We start from the raw sequence: 15991 nt of genomic DNA on the forward strand, positions 1-15991 counted from the left end.
CTGATGAACCCGCTCTCCTCCCTGCACAACCGCTGGCGCCAGCTGCCCACCCGTGAGCGCCGGGCGCTGCTCCTGCTGGGCCTGTTCCTTGGCCCGGTGCTGGCCTGGACGCTGCTATTGCAGCCCCAGCGCCAGGCCCTGCACCAGGCTGAACAGGACTACCAGCAGGCCCTGGCCCTGCAGGCCGACCTGGCGCGCCTGCCGGCTGCGCGCCCGCAGGCAAAGCTGACCGCCGAGGCCCTCCCCGGCCTGCTGGCACGCACCAGCGCCGAGGCGCGGCTGAACATCGAGCGCATGGACCATGAAGGCGCCGGGCGCATCAACCTCGGCCTGGAGGGCGCGCTGGATGACCTGATCGGCTGGCTGCGGCAGTTGCAGCAGGCCGGCGCCCGGGTCGCCAGCCTGGGGCTGGAGGTCAGCCCCGACGGCCAGGCACGGGCGCGGTTGCTGGTGGAGGCTGGGGCCTAGCGCGCCTCAGGCCTGGCGCCCCACCCAGATCGGCGGCCGGCGGTTGGCCCAGGGCAGTGCGCGTTCCAGTTGCCCGGCGAGGCGCAGCAGCAGGTCTTCGCGGCCGCAGTCGGCGCTGAACTGCAGGCCGATGGGCAGCCCGCTGGCCGCGTCCTGGGCCAGGGGCACGGACATGGAGGGGGCACCGGTGACGTTGGCCAGGGCGGTGAAGGGTGATTGCCGGAACACCCGCTGCATCCAGCCGCGGCCGTCCAGCGTCTCCTGGCCCCGGTTGTATTCGCCGATGGGCGGCGCCAGGTGCGGCAGGGTCGGACTCAGCAGCAGGTCGAAGCGGGTGAAGAATTCGCCCATGCGCCGGGCCACGGTGTTGCGCATGTGCATGGCACCGAGCAGGTCGATGGCGCTGAGGCCACGGCCCAGCTGGTAGAGGGCCAGGCTGGCCGGCTCCAGGGTACTGGCGTCGATGGGCCGGCCGGTCTGCGCTGCCAGGGCGTCGATCCAGTCGGCGGTGTTGGCGGCCCAGAAGCGCGCATTGAGTTCGACGAAGGCCTCCCAGCTCAAACCGATATCCGGCTGCACCGCCTCGACCCGGTGCCCCATTTCCTGCAGCTGCCGGGCGAGCCCTTCCGTCGCCTGGACGATGGACGCCGCGCTGCGTCCCCCATCGAGCGGGTGCAGCAGCAGCCCGATCTTCAGCGGGCCGGGTTCGCGCCCCACTTCCTCCAGGTAGGGCCGCACGGGCGCGGGGATGCGATACGGGTCGCCCGTGGCGTGGCCCTGGATGGCATCCAGCAGCGCGGCGCTGTCGCGCACCGAGCGGCTGAGCACGCCCTGCACCGCCAGCCCGCTCCACACCTCGTCCAGCGCCGGGCCGATGGACACCCGCCCGCGGCTGGGCTTGAGGCCGAACAGGCCGGTGACCGACGCCGGCACGCGGATCGAACCGCCGCCATCAGTGGCATGGGCCACCGGCACCAGGCCGGCCGCCACGGCAGCGGCGGCGCCACCGCTGGAGCCGCCGGCACCGTGCTGCGGGTTCCAGGGGTTGCGGGTGGGGCCGTTGGCCAGGGATTCGGTGGCGGTGCTGGCGGCCAGCTCCGGCACCGTGGTGCGGCCCAGGGTCACCAGGCCGGCCTGGCGGAAGCGCTGCATCAGGTTGGAATCAGCCGGGCTCATCAGCCCCTCGGCCAGGCGGCTGCCCAGCTCGTTGCGGCGCCCGGCCATGGCCACGCCCACGTCCTTGATCAGGAACGGCACGCCGTGCAGCGGCCCGGCGGCAGGTGCCGGCTCGTCGTCCCAGTACTCGACCAGCGCGTTGATCGCGGGGTTGAGCGCCGCGAAAGCCGCCAACGCGGCGTCCCTGACCTCGGCGGCGGTCACCTCGCGGCGGGCGATGAGCGCGGCCAGGCCGAGTGCATCCTGAGCGGCGTATTCAGACAGATTCATGGGGCTCTCCAGGTTCACCTGCCAGCTGAAGCAGGTATGATTGATACCATCCAGTATCGAGCGATACTGTTCGGTATACAATGATACTCATCAGTATCGTCCGTCAAGCGGAGAACGCCATGCGACCCGAGCGCGTCATGCGCCTGCCCCCTCGCGAACGCATCATCGATGCCGCGCAGGAGCTGTTTTTCAACGAGGGGATCACCCGCGTCACGGTGGACGCCATCGCGGCCAAGGCCGAGTCCACCAAGATGACCCTGTACCGTCACTTCGAATCCAAGGATGCCCTGGTGCTGGAGTGGATCCGCCTGCACATCGAGCAGTACCGCGACATCTTCGAGCGCCTGGCGCAGGCCCACCCCGGCGACGCCCGGGCGCAGCTGCTAGGCTTCGCCCAGTTCATCGCCGACGATCTGTCCACCTCTTCGTACCGGGGTTGCTCGTTCACCAACGTGATCGCCGAGATACCCGACGACCAGCACCCCGCCCGGGTGCTGATCGAGGCGCACAAGCAGGCGCAGTTCCGCCGCCTCGCCGCACTCTGCGTCGAGGCCGGCCTGGCCGAGGCGCAAGACGTGGCCGAGGAGCTGACCTACCTGATGGAGGGCGCGCAGATCGTCTCGCAGAACAAAGGCATCGAGCGGGTCGGCGAGAAGCTTCTGCGCATGGTGAGGAAGAAGATCGGCGCCTGAGGCGGTCCAACACAGCAAGCCATGGCCCAGGAGCCACCCGATGACCGAAGCGGCCCCCACCACCATCAGCGTCATGCGGCGCTTCCGCCAGAGCGCCGAGCAGGTGTTCGACGCCTGGCTCGACCCGGCGATCGCCTCGCGCTTCCTGTTCGCCACGGCGGACGGCGAGATGCGCGTGGTGGACATCGACGCCCGGGTCGAAGGCAGCTACTGCATCATCGAGCGACGCGGCGAGGAGGATGCCGAGCACCTGGGCGAGTACCTGGAGATCGAGCGGCCGACGCGCCTGGTGTTCACCTTCGGCATCGACCGCGACGACCCTTCACGCGACCGCATCAGCCTCAGCTTCACCCCCCTGGGCGAGGGCTGCGAACTGCTGCTGGAGCATGAGATGCGCCCGGCCTGGGCCCACTACGCCACCGCCACCCGCGACGGCTGGAACATGATCCTCGGCCATCTCGCCCGCGCCCTCGACAACCCCTGAGCGCCGCCTCAGGCGCCGGGGTAGACCACCTCCTCGGCCTCGGTGGGCAGCGGCACTTCCCATTTGAACAGCATCCGCGCGATGTCCTGGTTGCGCAGGCTGCTGTCGCGCCGGGTGTTGCGCCGGCGGATCTCCGCTTCGCTGGCCTCCAGGTACACCAGTTGCACGCGGGCGTCGTAGGCGTAGAGCAGGTCGAGGGTCTTCTTGCGCATCTGCGCCGACAGGTGCGTGGCGTTCCACACGAAGGGCTGGCGCGAACGCAACAGTGCCTTGGCCTGGTCGATGGCGAAGTGCGCAGCGGCCCCCTCGTTCTGGCCATGGCGCAGGCCCAGCGCCTCGCGTGCGTCGTCGAAGGAGATCACCGGCAGCTCGGGCTGGTGCTTCGCCTGCCAGGAGTTCTTGCCGCTGGCCGGCAACCCGGACAGCACGATCACCTGGGAGCCCTCCACCTCGCGGTGCAGGGGATAGTCCGGCAGCACCCGCGCGCCACGGAAGTAGCGCACCCGCGTGTAGTCGTCGACGAAGGCCTTGGGCCCGCGCAGGCAGCCCTCCTCCTCGGCCAGTTGCTCCACCAGCTCGATATCGTCCAGCAGCGCCTGCTTGCCGTGGAAGTGACGGCCCTGCATATCGGCCCGCGCCACGGCGCAGAGCATCCACACTGGCAGCTCCCAGGACAGCTTGTGCAGGATGAATTCCGCCGAACGCCCGCTCTTGTCCCCCGCCAGGGCGAAGAACGGCAGCTGGTGCACGGCGATGATCCGGCAGATGCGCTCGCGCAAGGCGAAGGGCACACCGGCACGCCACAGCAGGATGCGCACGTCGATGGCGCCGCGCCGGGAATGGCCGGGCTGGCCGATCTTGCCGGTGATGTCGTCGATCACCGTGGTCGCCGGCTTGGCGATGTCGTGCAGCAGCGCGGCGATGAACAGCACGAAGCGCTCGTCGTCGTCCGCCGTGGCGTAGGCGCCCTGCCCCAGCAGTGCCTCGACCACCATTTGCGTGTGGGTCCAGACATCGCCTTCGGCGTGGTAGACCGGGTCTTGCGGGGTGCTGGCCAGCTCGCCCAGCGCCGGGATCAGCGCCAGGCAGGCGGCGAAGTCCGCTGCACCGCCGGGTGCGGGCACCAGGGCCCGCAAGTGTTCCATGTTCATGGGTGTCGTCCTTGTGCAGCGGCCGGATCAGCCCAGGTCACCACCGGCTCGGGGGCGTAGAGATCGACGCCCGGAGCCAGCAGGTTGGGAATGAACGGCTGCTGTGAATGGTGGATGCCGGAGTCGAGGATGGCCTGGACGAAGTCCGGCCGTACCCACTTGACCCGGCCAAGGGTGTGTTCGGGGCTTTCGATCTTCAGGTACAGCCCTTCCATCAGCTCGGAGCTGTCGCCGTTGGCCCAGGCGCGGGCCAGGTCCAGCCCTTCGCGCCGCACGGTGTGTTCAAAGGCCTCGCGCCAGCCGGCGGAGCGCGCCAGGGACGGCCGCACCAACTTGAGCAGATCCGCCAGCCGGGGCGGCGGTGCGCCTTCGTGGAGCACCGGCACGGACAGCACCGGGCTGCCGGCCAGCAGCGCGCGCCGCGCCCGGGTGGAAAGGAAGGCCCGTTGCTGGCGGTCCCAGATGTCGAACTCGAGGAACAGGTGCGGCAGGCGGTCGTAGAACACCGAATGCAGCTTGCTGCACACCTCGCCGAACAGCACGTAGCGGTCCTCCAGCCGTTCCAGCAGCAGGTGCTCGTGGGCCCGGGCCCACTGCTTGAACTGGCTGAACTGGCGCTCGCGGCCACCACCGATCAGGTAGTGCCCACGGGACTGCAGCAGCAGCTCGCCACCGGCGGAAAAACTGATGGCGGCATTGGCGCCATCGAGCTTCTCTTCCACCACCAGGTGGCAGCCGGCGAGCTCGCGGTAGGCCAGTTGGTCGGCATCGCTGTCACCGACCTGCAGGCGTGAGGATTCGAGGTGCGGGGTCCGCGGGTATTTGAACAGCTCGAGATTTTGCGCATGGGCGCAGGAATGATCCGTCATGGTCTTCTCCTGTGAAAAAGGGAAAACCGACGACGCGCTTCAGCGGGGAATCAGTGGAAGCCACCCAGGGGCGGCCAGCAACAGGGCTCGGTGAACCGTCGTCGGTATCAGGCGTGTTGGCTGGCGCGGGGCATTGGCTTCACCACTTGGATGGAGGGGTGGATCGGAAAGGCGCGCATTGAAAACCCGCAGCACGCGTGCTGTCAACACGGTCGTGTGAAGTGCGTCGCAGAGCGCTTGCCCGACATGGCGCCAGCTGGCAATCTGCCGCCACTCCACTTCCCAGGAAATGTCCATGGACCGGATCGAGGCCGCCCTCACCACCCTCAAGTCCCTGCTGCTCACCGACGAGACCGTCATCCAGAGTTCGCACCAGCTGCGCCTGAAGGCGCTGAAGCACCGGCGGGAGATCGTGGTCGCCACCAACATGCGCCTGATCGTATTCATCCGCCGCGTGTTCGGCGGCTACCGCATGCACGACATCCGCTGGCAGGACCTGCAGGACGCCGCCATCGACGAGAACCTGCTGCCGGGCCTGTTCGGCGCCGTGCTGAGCCTGCGCCTGTACAACGGCACCCTGGTGCGCATCGACGGCCTGGAGCCGGTGAGCGCCCGCGCCCTGTACGTGTACTGCCAGCGGCAGGAACAGGAGTGGCGCGAAAAGAACCGCGTCCGCGGCATGGAAGAGCGCTCGGGGTTCGGCTTTGCCAGCATGCCGGGTACCACCGGCGTTGCCGGAACCGCCGGAACGGCGGGCGCCCCCATGCCCAACATCCCCATGCCGGGAACCCCGGCCTTCGACGCGCTCTTTTCCGCCGCCTTCTCCGGTGCGACGCCTGGCACGGTCAGCCACACGACCGTCGGCTCGCCGCGCACCACCAGCAGCACCACCGTCGAAAGCACCGTGGATGAAGGCGACTCCTTCTCCTTCCAGGGCAAGGGGGATTTCGGCGCCCTGGCCGGCATGGCCAAGCTGATGAACCCGGCGACCGCGTCCGCCAGCGCCGAGAAGCTGGCCAAGGGCATGGCCGAGGCGAAGAAGCAGTTCGACGCGGGCACGCTGTCCGCCGCCGAGTACGAGAGCGCGAAAGCCAAGGTCCTCAGCAGCCTGTGACCGCCCGCCCCGCCACCGGCGCGCCCTGCGCCGGTCGGCAAACAACCTGAACTCCCCGCCAGACACCGCGCTCTCTTGATCAATGGCCAGGCCCACGGCCTGCAAGAACAAGATCAAGGGAGCCTGCGATGAACTCGACCACCCTGCCCGCCGATGCCGCCCGGGAACGCGCGACCACGGGCGACGACCCGCACTGCTACGAGACCGACCTGCCGGCGCGCCTGGACCGCCTGCCCTGGGGCCGCTTCCATACGCTGCTGGTGATGGCACTGGGCATCACCTGGCTGCTGGACGGGCTGGAGGTGACCCTGGCGGGCTCGGTGGCCGGCGCGCTGAAGGACAGCCCCGTGCTGCACCTGACCAACGCCGAGGTGGGCCTGGCCGGCGGCATGTACATCGCCGGGGCGGTGCTGGGGGCGCTGTTCTTCGGCTGGCTCACCGACCGCATCGGCCGGCGCAAGATGTTCTTCCTCACCCTGGCCGTGTACATCAGCGCCACCGCCGCCACCGCCTTCGCCTGGAACATGTGGAGCTTCATGCTGTTCCGCTTCCTCACCGGCGCCGGCATCGGCGGCGAGTATTCGGCCATCAACTCGACCATCCAGGAGTTCACCCCGGCGCGCTTCCGTGGCTGGGTGGACCTGGGCATCAACGGCACCTTCTGGGTCGGCGCGGCCCTGGGCGCGGTGGGTTCGGTGATCCTGCTGGACCCGGACATCCTCGGTGGCGACATGGGCTGGCGCCTGTGCTTCGGCATCGGTGCGGCCCTGGGCCTGGTGATCCTGCTGATGCGCCTGTGGCTGCCGGAAAGCCCGCGCTGGCTGATGATCCACAACCGGCCCAAGGAGGCCCTGGCGATCATCGACGACATCGAGGCGCGCTTCCGCCGCGAGGGCCACGAGCTCTCCAGCATCGATCACCTGCCGAAGATGCGCCTGCGCGGCCGCGACCACACGCCCCTGAGCGAGGTGTTCCACACCCTGTTCAACGTGCACCGGCGCCGCGCCATCGTGGGCCTGAGCCTGCTCACCAGCCAGGCGTTCTTCTACAACGCCATCTTCTTCACCTATGCCCTGGTGCTGACCGACTTCTACGACGTGCCCAGCGAGAACGTGGGCTGGTACATCCTGCCCTTCGCCCTGGGCAACTTCTGCGGGCCGCTGCTGCTCGGCCGGCTGTTCGACCATGTGGGGCGGCGGGTGATGATCAGCGGCACCTACATCATTTCCGGCGTGCTGCTGACCCTGAGCGGCTACCTGTTCCAGCAGGAGATGCTCGACGCCACCCAGCAGACCATCGCCTGGATGGTGATCTTCTTCTTCGCCTCGGCAGCGGCCAGTTCGGCCTACCTGACGGTGGCGGAGACCTTCCCGCTGGAGATCCGCGCCCTGGCCATCGCCGTGTTCTACGCCTTCGGCACCGGTTTGGGCGGCATCGTCGGCCCGTTGCTGTTCGGCCAGTTGATCGAGAGCGCCGAGCGCAGCAACGTATTCATCGGCTACCTGATCGGCGCCGCACTGATGGTCGGCGCCGGCCTGGTGCAGGCGTTCTGGGGCGTGGCAGCGGAGCGCCAGCCGCTGGAAAGCGTGGCGGCGCCGCTGTCCCAGGTGGACGACGTGCCGCGCACGGCCTGATCAGCCCTCCAGGCCGAGGCGCTGGTGCCACTGGGCGATGGATTCCTGCGGGTAGAGATCGAAGCGCTGGTCCTTGGCGCCGGCCGCCACCTCCACCCATTCGGCTTTCGAGCCGAGCATCAGGTGGGTGTGCTCCGGCGGCACCGGCAGGGACGTGTCGATGGCCGAGGCGAAGGGGTGGATCAGCTCCGGCCACTCCGGGCTGAACAGCCACAGCCCGCTGCCGCACAGCGAGCAGAAATGCCGCTCGGCGGTGCTGGCGTGGGCCCGCTTGTTGCCCTCCTCCTTGAGCCGCGCGTGGTAGACGCTGATGTGCTTGCGCCCGGTGACCTTCAGGCTCTGCGCATCCCCGGAGAGGTTGATGGCATAGCCACCGCCACCCTGGGTCTTGCGGCAGATGGAGCAATAGCAGCGCTGGTAGGGATAGGGATGGGCGCTGTCCAGGCTGAAGGACACGGCTTGGCAATGGCAGGAACCTTCCAGGTGCATGCTGACCTCCCGGGGTCGAATGGATTGCAGGGCATCTGGACAGGAGGATCGCCGGGTTTGCACGGGGTCGTTCGTCGGTTGAGCCGTAGGGCGGGAGAAACCCGCGTGTATGCAGGCACAGGGCCGTCGGGTTGCAACCGATGTAGGGGCGCCTTCAGTCGCCAAGGAGCGCGCAGCGCTCCCGGCCAGGCACCCTCCCCGACCGTAGGAGCGAATTCATTCGCGAAATGGGTGGAGCGCAGCGAGACCCACCCTCACCGCCCGGACGGACCGCCAGTGGTGGATGAAAAGAGCGCCATCCACCCTACGCACCGGTTGGCGCCGCGGCCCGGGATTGGGCACATGTGTAGGGTGGACCACGCCTCACCGGTCCACCTTGCGTGCCTCCCGGCAACACCGCGTGGTGGATGAAAAGAACGTCCCAGGCACCGCATCGTAGGGCGGGTGAAACCCGCGTGTATGCAGGCACGAGCTGTCGGGTTGCACCCGATGTAGGGGCGACTTCAGTCGCCAAGGAGCGCGCAGCGCTCCCGGCCAGGCACCCTCCCCGACCGTGGGAGCGAATTCATTCGCGAAATGGGTGGAGCGCAGCGAGACCAACCCTCACCGCCCGGACGGACCGCCAGTGGTGGATGAAAAGAGCGTCATCCACCCTACGCACCGGTTGGCGCCGTGGCCCGGGATTGGGCACGTGTGTAGGGTGGACCACGCCTCACCGGTCCACCTTGCGTGCCTCCCGGCAACACCGATTAGTGGATGAAAAGAACGTCCCAGGCACCGCATCGTAGGGCGGGTGAAACCCGCGTGTGCCGGGGTGTCGGGTTGCACCCGACCTACAACAGCCAGATTGCCAGCAGCACGACGAGTACGCAGACCAGCAGCCCGACGGCAGAGACCCAGGCGGATTCTGGCATGTCATCCAGGAAGCGCCCCCGTGGGTAGCGGCCGAGGGTGAAGGCTTTCACGAAGGGCCAACCAATCCAGAACAGCACCCCCTCCACCAGCACCTCGAGCACTGCACGGAGAAGCCAGCCGATAACCCGCAACACCCCGCCAAAGATCTCGTCCATCCCTTACTCGCACGCCCCGCGCTGGAAGAAGAAGTAGCCCATGTAGTGCAGCACCATCTCCTGCTTGCCGATGGAGACGATTGTGTAGTTGCCCATGCCTTCGGTGCTGATGGTGTCGCCTTCGACGCGGTAGGCGCCGCTTTGGGTGAAGCCGCCCATGCTGTAGTCGAGGGTGCCTGCGCGGGTGAAGTCGTAGGTGGAGTTGTCGGGCTCGCGCTCGCCGTCCTGGGTCAGGGACATGCCCTTGAGGCACCAGGGGCCGTAGAGGTCGTCGAGCCTGTAATCGGCGGCGCCGGCGCGGGTGGCGAGCAGCAGCGTGGCGAGGGTCAGGGCGAGCGAGGCGGGTTTCATGGTCGATCCTTGGGCGGGAAAAGAAGGGAGGACTAGGTGATCGGCATGAACACCGGAAGCAGCATGGGCCAGGCGAGCTTGACCAGCTGCGGGACCAGCAATATGACCAGGGCCAGGCCGGCGAGCAGGCGCAGGCCCTGGCAATCGGCGTCGCGGTAGAAGGCCCTGGCCACTCGCGCCAGGTAATGCAGGGCGACCAGTATCGGCCCGTAGACCATCGCCAGCAGGCCCAGCATGCGCAGGTCGAAGTCCTGGTCGAGGCCACTCTGGCGCAGGCTTTCCTGGCCCGGATCGAGCAGCAGCCCGACCAGCATGGTCCGTATGCCGATCAGCAGCAGCGCGCTGGTGATCAGGTTGCCCAGCAGCGAGGCCTGGGCCGGTTCGATCAGCAACGCACGCACCAGGCCGGCGGTACCCGCCCAGGCGCCCAGCAGCAGAAACGCCGAGAACAGATGAGTGCTCCAGGGCAACAGCAGGGAGAGCAGCGCCAGCGGCAGAGCGGCGAGCACGCCGAACAGCAGGTAGCAGAGCAGGCGCAGCGTCACCCCGAGGGAGCGGAGCTGAGCGCTCATGACCGGCACCGGCGGGCCTGGAGGGAGGTGGATGGCATGCGTACGTCCCTGTACCGGGCGGCGTTATTCGCCGATGTCTTCGTTCCAGAGTTCCGGGCGGGCCTCGATGAATTCTTCCATCAGGGCGATGCAGGTGGCGTCCTGCAGCACCTCGACCTCGACGCCGCGGGAGCGCAGCAGTTCTTCCTCACCGAGGAAGGTGCGGTTCTCGCCGACGATGATGCGCGGGATGCCGTAGAGGAGGATCGCGCCGCTGCACATGGAGCACGGCGACAGCGTGGTATAGAGCACCGCTTCGCGGTAGACGCTGGCGGGCTGGCGGCCGGCGTTTTCGAAGGCGTCCATTTCACCGTGGCGGATGGCACTGCCTTCCTGCACCCGGCGGTTGTGGCCACGGCCGATGATACGGCCCTTGTGGACGATGACCGAGCCGATGGGAATGCCGCCTTCGGCCAGGCCCTGGCGGGCTTCGTCGATGGCGGCCTGCATGAATGCGTCCATGGTGGTGCTCCTTGCGCGGTTGCGGCGATGGAGCGAACGCTACGAGATGGCCGGCGGGCTGTCCACTGGCGCGTGAAGGCAATGTGACGAAGCGATGAACGCCGTGCCGGAGGGCGGCACGGCGTGAAGCAATCAACGCTCGCGCAGGGCTTCGGCGCGGGCGCGGATGATGGGCTTGAGCAGGTAGCTGAGGATGCTCTTCTTGCCGGTCATGATGTCCACCGAGGCGACCATGCCGGGGATGATCAGCAGCGGCTTCTCATCGGTGCCCAGGTGGCTTTTGCGGGTACGCAGCTTGATCAGGTAGAAGCTGTTGCCCTCTTCGTCGGTGATGGTGTCCGCGCCGATCTGCTCCAGCTCGGCCTGCAGGCCGCCGTAGATGGTGTAGTCGTAGGCGGTGAACTTCACCATGGCCTTCTGCCCGGGGTGGAGGAAGGCGATGTCCTGGGGACGGATGCGCGCCTCCACCAGCAGGGTGTCATCCAGCGGGACGATTTCCACCAGGTCGCTGCCCGGCTGGATCACGCCGCCGATGGTGTTGATCAGCAGTTGCTTGACGATGCCACGCACCGGCGAGGTGACCAGGGTGCGGTTGACCCGGTCCTCCAGCGCCTTGCCGGTGGCCTCGGCCTTGTTCAGGTCGGTGCGCGCCTCGTTGAGCTGGGTGAGCGCCTCGCTGCGGAAGCGCGAGCGGGTTTCGGCGATCTTCTGTTCCACTTCCTTGATCGCCGATTCGGCGCGGGGAATGGCCAGGTTGGTGGCCTCGAGCTGGCCACGGTTCTCCACTTCGGCGCGGCGCAGGCGCAGCACTTCCACCTTGGAGATGGCGCCGTCGGCCACCAGGGGCTCGGAGATGGCGATCTCCTGGCGCAGCAGCTCCAGGCTGTTGCGGTACTGGCCCTGCTTGGAGGCGAATTCGCGCAGTTCCTGCTGTTTCTGCACCAGTTGCTCTTCGAGGCCGGCGACTTCGTCGTGCAACTGCTGCTGGCGGCTGCCGAACAGCGCTTCCTCGCTCTGCGCCTGGCCGGGAGCCTTGGCACGCAGCTCTTCGCTGATGGCCAGCTCGCGGCCCTCCACCTCGGCGCTCAGGCGCTCGACGCGCAGGGCCATGGCGACGCGGTCGGCATCGGTTTCGCCGACGTTGGACTGGAAGCGCGTGGCATCCAGGCGCAACAACGGGTCGCCGATTTCGACCACCTGGCCTTCGTGGACGAACATCTCGGAGATGATGCCGCCTTCGAGGTTGGAGATCTTCTGCAGCTTGGACGAGGGGATCGCCTTGCCATCGCCACGGGTGACTTCGTCGATCTCGGCGAAATGCGCCCAGAAGCCGAGGAACAGGGTGAAGCCGATCAGCGTCCAGATGGTCAGGCGCACCACGCGGGGGGCGTCCTCGACCAGTGCCTTGCTGACTTCCGGCAGGGGCTGGCCGGAGAGGTCTTCGCGGCCTTTGAAATAGCTCAGCAACGATTGGCCCAGAGACTTACGCGACACTGATCTGCCCCTTTTTCAGCGCTTCCATCACGGCGTCCTTCGGACCGTCGGCGATGATCTGCCCTTTGTCGACGATCAGCAGGCGGTCCACCAGCGAGAGCATGGAGGCGCGGTGGGTGACCAGCAGCACGGTCTTATTGGTGATCACCGCGTTGAGGCGCTGCTTGAGGCGTTCCTCGCCGGTGTTGTCCATGGAGCTGGTGGGCTCGTCGAGCAGCAGGATGGGCGGGTCGAGCAGCAGCGCGCGCGCCAGGGCGACGTTCTGTCGCTGGCCGCCGGAGAGGTTCTGCCCACGCTCGCCCACTTGCAGCTCGTAGCCCTGGGGGTGCAGGCGGACGAATTCGTGGACGCCGGACAGCTCGGCAGCCTGCAGCACCAGTTCGTCCTCGACGTAGCGGGCACCGGACACCAGGTTGTCACGCAGGGTGCCGGCCAGCAGCTGGATGTCCTGGGGCACGTAGCCGATGTTGTGGCGCAGGTCGCTGACGTCCAGCTGGCGCACGTCGACGCCGTCGATCAGCAGGCTGCCGGAGTCGGCCTGGTAGAGGCCGACGATGAGCTTGGCCAGGGAGCTCTTGCCCGAGCCGCTGCGGCCGACGATGCCGATCTTCTCGCCGGGGCGGACGATCAGGTTGATGTTGTTCAGCGCCGGGGTCTGCTGGTTCGGGTAGGTGAAGTTCAGCTGGCGCATTTCGACGGCGCCCTGCAGGGTCTGGCGCGTCAGCGGGCGTTCGTCCTCGTGGCGCTCCTGGGGCAGCTCCATCATGTGGTTGACCGAGAGCATGGTCAGGCGCGCCTGCTGGTAGCGGGTGATCAGGCCCGAGAGCTGGGTCATCGGGCCGAGGGCGCGGCCGTTGAGCATGTAGCAGGCGATCAGGCCGCCCATGCTGAGCTCGCCGGCAATGATCAGGTAGACGCCGGCGACGATCATCACCACGCCGGCCAACTGCTGGATGAGCAGCGTGAGGTTGAGCGAGAGGCTGGAGAGCATCTTCACCCGCAGCTCGAGGCGGCCGAGGGTGCCGATGGTCTGCTCCCAGAGGTACTGGCGCTCGCTTTCGGCGTTGTTGACCTTGACCGCGTCGAGGCCGGCCAGGGTTTCGATCAGGCTGGACTGGCGCTCGGCGGACAGCGCCATGGTGCGGTCCATGGTTTCCACCAGGGGCTTCTGCAGCAGCCAGCCGATGGTCATCGCAAGGACGAAGGCGACCACGGGGATCCACACCAGGTGGCCGCCGAGGATGCCGATCACCAGGAGGATCAACAGGGTGAACGGCAGGTCGATCACGCTGGTCATGGTCAGCGAGGCGAGGAAGTCCCGCAGCGACTGGAATTCGTGGATGTTCTGGGCAAAGCTGCCGACCCGCGCCGGGCGGTTCTTCATGGCCATGCCGACGATGCGCTCGAACAGCGTGGCCGAGATGATCATGTCGGTCTTCTTGCCGGCAAGATCGAGGCACAGCCCGCGCATGGTCTTGAGCAGCAGGTCGAACAGGTAGGCGCCGGAGATGCCGATGGCCAGCACCCAGAGGGTGGCGGCGGCCTGGTTGGGCACCACGCGGTCGTAGACGTTCATCACGAACAATGGGGCGCCGAGGCCGATCAGGTTGATCAGCAGGCTGGCGGCCACCGCATCTATATAGAGCCAGCGGGAACGCTTGAGGGTGTCGCGGAACCAGTGGCTGACCCGGGGAATGAGGCTGCCGTGGTTGAGGTCGAACTTGTGCTGCGGCTGGGCGAAGAACGACTGGCCGCTGTAGTCCTCGGCCAGCAGTTCGCGCTTGACCCGCACCTCGCCACCATCGCTTTCGCTGAGCAGCAGGCGCGCGTCGCCATTTTCTTCCCAGGACAGCAACAGGGCACAGCGCCCTTCCTTGAGCAGCAGCAGGGCCGGCAAGGCGATCGCCGGGATCTGCTCCAGCTTGCGTTGCAGCACCCGCCCCTGCAGGCCCGCACGGGCTGCGGCACGGGGCAGCAGCTCGGGGGTCAGGCGCTGGCCGGGCAGCGGCAGGCCGGCGGTGAGCATGGCTCGGCTGGCCGGACGCTGATGCTGCAGGCAAAGGGAGAGCAGGCTATCCAGGAGTGGATCGTCAAGCTGTCCGCGTGGATCGTGACTGAAGGGTACTCGGCTGACTTCTGGATCCACGCTTGGACACTCTTTCTCTAGGACGGGTGAAGGCTCAGTTCAGGCCCGGCAGGGTCGCCTCGGGCTTGAGTTCGGACTGGACGACGGAGGCCATCGGCGCGACCACGCCCTGGCTCTTGAGCAGTTCGCCAATGGTCGCCTTGATCCGGTACTGAGTAAACAGTTCGACGTAGCGAATTTCCACCAGGCGGCGGGACGCGGTGAACAGTTCGTTCTCGCTGTCCAGCAGGTCCAGCAGGGTGCGCTCACCGATGCTGAACTGCTTCTGGTAGGACTCGCGTACCCGGGTACTGTAGTCGACATATTGCTGGGCGATCGGGATTTGTTCGCGGGCGTTGGCCAGGGCGTTCATGGACAGACCCAGGTCTTCGTTGAGCACGCGCAGGGCGTTGTTGCGGATGTCCAGCGCCTGGTTGATCTGGTAGGCCTTGGATTCCAGGTCGGCCTTGTTGCTGCCACCGGCGAACAGGTTGTAGCGCATGCGCAGCATGGCCTGCCATTCGTTGACGTGGCCGTTCTGGCCGTCCAGGTCGTTGTCGGCGCCACGGCTCAGCTCGGCGTCGAAGCGCGGGTAGAAGAAGGACTTGGCCGCGTCGTACTGCTTCTCGGCAGCGGCGACGTCCGACTCGGCGGAACGCAGGATCGGGCTGTTGGCCAACAGGGTCTGGCGGGCTTCGGCGATGTCGGTGGGCAGTTGGCCCGCCAGGCCGGCCGGCTCGCTCAGGTCCACCGGGTCGATGCCGACTACGCTATAGAAGTTGGTGCGGGCGTCAGCCAGGTTGGTCTGCTCGGTGATCAGGTTGTTGCGGGCCTGGGCCAGGCGCGCTTCGGCCTGGTCCTGGTCGGCCAGGCGACCGACACCACGGCTGCTGCGCAGGCTGATCTGGTCATAGATGCGCTGGTGGCTCTTCAGGTTGTTTTCCGCCAGGCGGACCATCTCCTGGCGCTGGATCACGTCGATGTAGACCTGGGCTGCGTCCAGGGCCGTTCTTTCCGACGTACCGAGCAGCGAGTAGGCACGGGAATTGACTGTGGCTTGCTGGCGGGCCACTTCGCTGGAGGTGGCGAAGCCGTCGAACACCATCTGTTGCAGGCGCAGCGACGATTCGCCACGGGTCATGGTCTTCCAGTGGTCGCCCTGGCCGCGGGTGGTGGTGTTGTCGGAACCCTCGCGGCCATAGCCGGCGAGCAGGTCGACTTTCGGCAGGTAACCGCCCTTGGCGGCCTTCAGTTGGTAATCGGCGGACATCCGGCTATTGATGCCGGCCTGGACTTCGGGGTGTACATCCAGTGCGCGCTGCATGGCTTCGGAAAGAGTCTGGGCATGGAGCGGAAGACTCGCAGCAAGAGCGAAAGGCACGACACAAGCAAAACGCAGACGCATGGATTGGCATCCTTATCAGAGTGTTGGAGACAGTAGTTTGAAGGCCGAAATCACCGTCATGAAATTGGCATCAACCTCGCTCTCGCGGAGCAGAAAACCGTGATCCAAGTCTCATTGAAAAATTCC

The 15991-nt window shown here is 67.2% G+C and carries 16 protein-coding genes; 5 read left to right on the forward strand and 11 right to left on the reverse strand.

Annotation, left to right across the window (positions count from 1 at the left end; all coding sequences use genetic code 11):
• Positions 1–3 precede the first annotated feature (3 nt).
• Entirely contained in the window at positions 4–468 is a 465-nt protein-coding gene (gspM, locus tag ACXI0U_RS12240) for a type II secretion system protein GspM (RefSeq protein WP_479550322.1), read from the forward strand.
• A 6-nt stretch (positions 469–474) separates the two neighbouring features.
• Here the strand turns inward: gspM and ACXI0U_RS12245 are convergent, their stop codons facing one another.
• Positions 475–1914, reverse strand: a complete 1440-nt coding sequence (locus tag ACXI0U_RS12245) for an amidase (protein ID WP_479550323.1) — start codon at positions 1912–1914, stop codon at positions 475–477.
• Between the two features lie 119 nt (positions 1915–2033).
• On the opposite strand from ACXI0U_RS12245, the gene ACXI0U_RS12250 reads away from it, so the two are divergent.
• A complete protein-coding gene (locus ACXI0U_RS12250) occupies positions 2034–2606 on the forward strand; it encodes a TetR/AcrR family transcriptional regulator (RefSeq protein ID WP_316925877.1) in 573 nt (190 codons plus the stop codon).
• 40 nt (positions 2607–2646) lie between these two features.
• Positions 2647–3090, forward strand: a complete 444-nt coding sequence (locus tag ACXI0U_RS12255; protein ID WP_271658135.1) for an SRPBCC family protein — start codon at positions 2647–2649, stop codon at positions 3088–3090.
• A gap of 8 nt (positions 3091–3098) precedes the next feature.
• On the opposite strand, the gene ACXI0U_RS12260 is transcribed toward ACXI0U_RS12255, so the two are convergent.
• Both ACXI0U_RS12260 and ACXI0U_RS12265 read right to left on the reverse strand, forming a co-directional pair.
• Positions 3099–4241 (reverse strand): AAA family ATPase, encoded by a 1143-nt coding sequence (locus ACXI0U_RS12260; protein WP_479550324.1) that lies wholly within the window; start codon positions 4239–4241, stop codon positions 3099–3101.
• Positions 4238–5110 carry an RNA ligase family protein gene (locus ACXI0U_RS12265; protein WP_479550325.1) on the reverse strand — a complete coding sequence of 291 codons (873 nt, stop codon included), beginning with the start codon at positions 5108–5110 and terminating at the stop codon, positions 4238–4240. Before ACXI0U_RS12265 ends, ACXI0U_RS12260 begins: the two co-directional genes overlap by 4 nt.
• Before the next feature lie 295 nt (positions 5111–5405).
• Between ACXI0U_RS12265 and ACXI0U_RS12270 the strand changes: the two genes are divergently transcribed.
• Together ACXI0U_RS12270 and ACXI0U_RS12275 are read left to right on the forward strand one after the other, a co-directional pair.
• Positions 5406–6224, forward strand: a complete 819-nt coding sequence (locus tag ACXI0U_RS12270; protein ID WP_158545596.1) for a PH domain-containing protein — start codon at positions 5406–5408, stop codon at positions 6222–6224.
• A 128-nt stretch (positions 6225–6352) separates the two neighbouring features.
• The gene (locus tag ACXI0U_RS12275) at positions 6353–7858 is read left to right on the forward strand and encodes an MFS transporter (RefSeq protein WP_479550326.1); all 1506 of its coding nucleotides are present in this window, start codon (positions 6353–6355) and stop codon (positions 7856–7858) included.
• Here ACXI0U_RS12275 and ACXI0U_RS12280 read toward each other — a convergent pair whose 3' ends face one another.
• The 8 genes from ACXI0U_RS12280 to ACXI0U_RS12315 all read right to left on the reverse strand — a co-directional run bounded on the left by ACXI0U_RS12280 (position 7859) and on the right by ACXI0U_RS12315 (position 15865).
• A complete protein-coding gene (locus tag ACXI0U_RS12280; RefSeq protein ID WP_479550327.1) occupies positions 7859–8347 on the reverse strand; it encodes a GFA family protein in 489 nt (162 codons plus the stop codon).
• Between the two features lie 833 nt (positions 8348–9180).
• A complete protein-coding gene (locus ACXI0U_RS12285; protein WP_021221978.1) occupies positions 9181–9417 on the reverse strand; it encodes a hypothetical protein in 237 nt (78 codons plus the stop codon).
• Positions 9418–9420: 3 nt separating this feature from the next.
• Positions 9421–9768 (reverse strand): hypothetical protein, encoded by a 348-nt coding sequence (locus tag ACXI0U_RS12290; protein WP_479550328.1) that lies wholly within the window; start codon positions 9766–9768, stop codon positions 9421–9423.
• A 32-nt stretch (positions 9769–9800) separates the two neighbouring features.
• Complete coding sequence (locus tag ACXI0U_RS12295; protein ID WP_479550329.1) at positions 9801–10340, reverse strand: hypothetical protein; 540 nt, start codon at positions 10338–10340, stop codon at positions 9801–9803.
• A 63-nt stretch (positions 10341–10403) separates the two neighbouring features.
• Complete coding sequence (locus ACXI0U_RS12300; RefSeq protein ID WP_043245969.1) at positions 10404–10841, reverse strand: nucleoside deaminase; 438 nt, start codon at positions 10839–10841, stop codon at positions 10404–10406.
• Between the two features lie 132 nt (positions 10842–10973).
• Positions 10974–12335, reverse strand: coding sequence for an HlyD family type I secretion periplasmic adaptor subunit (locus ACXI0U_RS12305; RefSeq protein ID WP_037022326.1), 1362 nt, complete (start codon positions 12333–12335; stop codon positions 10974–10976).
• Positions 12325–14481: a type I secretion system permease/ATPase gene (locus ACXI0U_RS12310; protein WP_043245966.1), complete on the reverse strand. Its 2157-nt coding sequence runs from the start codon at positions 14479–14481 to the stop codon at positions 12325–12327. Before ACXI0U_RS12310 ends, ACXI0U_RS12305 begins: the two co-directional genes overlap by 11 nt.
• 34 nt (positions 14482–14515) lie before the next feature.
• Entirely contained in the window at positions 14516–15865 is a 1350-nt protein-coding gene (locus tag ACXI0U_RS12315; protein ID WP_031288730.1) for a TolC family outer membrane protein, read from the reverse strand.
• Between the last annotated feature and the right edge of the window lie 126 nt (positions 15866–15991).

The organism is Pseudomonas sp. C9D1 (assembly GCF_056491235.1).

Bases quoted from the DNA above. Each gene is read 5' to 3' on its own strand.
- ACXI0U_RS12285 (WP_021221978.1), bottom strand. From the start codon at position 9,417: ATGGACGAGATCTTTGGCGGGGTGTTGCGGGTTATCGGCTGGCTTCTC.
- ACXI0U_RS12300 (WP_043245969.1), bottom strand. From the start codon at position 10,841: ATGGACGCATTCATGCAGGCCGCCATCGACGAAGCCCGCCAGGGCCTG.
- ACXI0U_RS12255 (WP_271658135.1), top strand. From the start codon at position 2,647: ATGACCGAAGCGGCCCCCACCACCATCAGCGTCATGCGGCGCTTCCGC.
- ACXI0U_RS12280 (WP_479550327.1), bottom strand. From the start codon at position 8,347: ATGCACCTGGAAGGTTCCTGCCATTGCCAAGCCGTGTCCTTCAGCCTG.
- ACXI0U_RS12290 (WP_479550328.1), bottom strand. From the start codon at position 9,768: ATGAAACCCGCCTCGCTCGCCCTGACCCTCGCCACGCTGCTGCTCGCC.
- ACXI0U_RS12275 (WP_479550326.1), top strand. From the start codon at position 6,353: ATGAACTCGACCACCCTGCCCGCCGATGCCGCCCGGGAACGCGCGACC.
- ACXI0U_RS12250 (WP_316925877.1), top strand. From the start codon at position 2,034: ATGCGACCCGAGCGCGTCATGCGCCTGCCCCCTCGCGAACGCATCATC.
- ACXI0U_RS12260 (WP_479550324.1), bottom strand. From the start codon at position 4,241: ATGAACATGGAACACTTGCGGGCCCTGGTGCCCGCACCCGGCGGTGCA.
- ACXI0U_RS12270 (WP_158545596.1), top strand. From the start codon at position 5,406: ATGGACCGGATCGAGGCCGCCCTCACCACCCTCAAGTCCCTGCTGCTC.
- ACXI0U_RS12245 (WP_479550323.1), bottom strand. From the start codon at position 1,914: ATGAATCTGTCTGAATACGCCGCTCAGGATGCACTCGGCCTGGCCGCG.
- gspM (WP_479550322.1), top strand. From the start codon at position 4: ATGAACCCGCTCTCCTCCCTGCACAACCGCTGGCGCCAGCTGCCCACC.
- ACXI0U_RS12315 (WP_031288730.1), bottom strand. From the start codon at position 15,865: ATGCGTCTGCGTTTTGCTTGTGTCGTGCCTTTCGCTCTTGCTGCGAGT.
- ACXI0U_RS12265 (WP_479550325.1), bottom strand. From the start codon at position 5,110: ATGACGGATCATTCCTGCGCCCATGCGCAAAATCTCGAGCTGTTCAAA.
- ACXI0U_RS12295 (WP_479550329.1), bottom strand. From the start codon at position 10,340: ATGAGCGCTCAGCTCCGCTCCCTCGGGGTGACGCTGCGCCTGCTCTGC.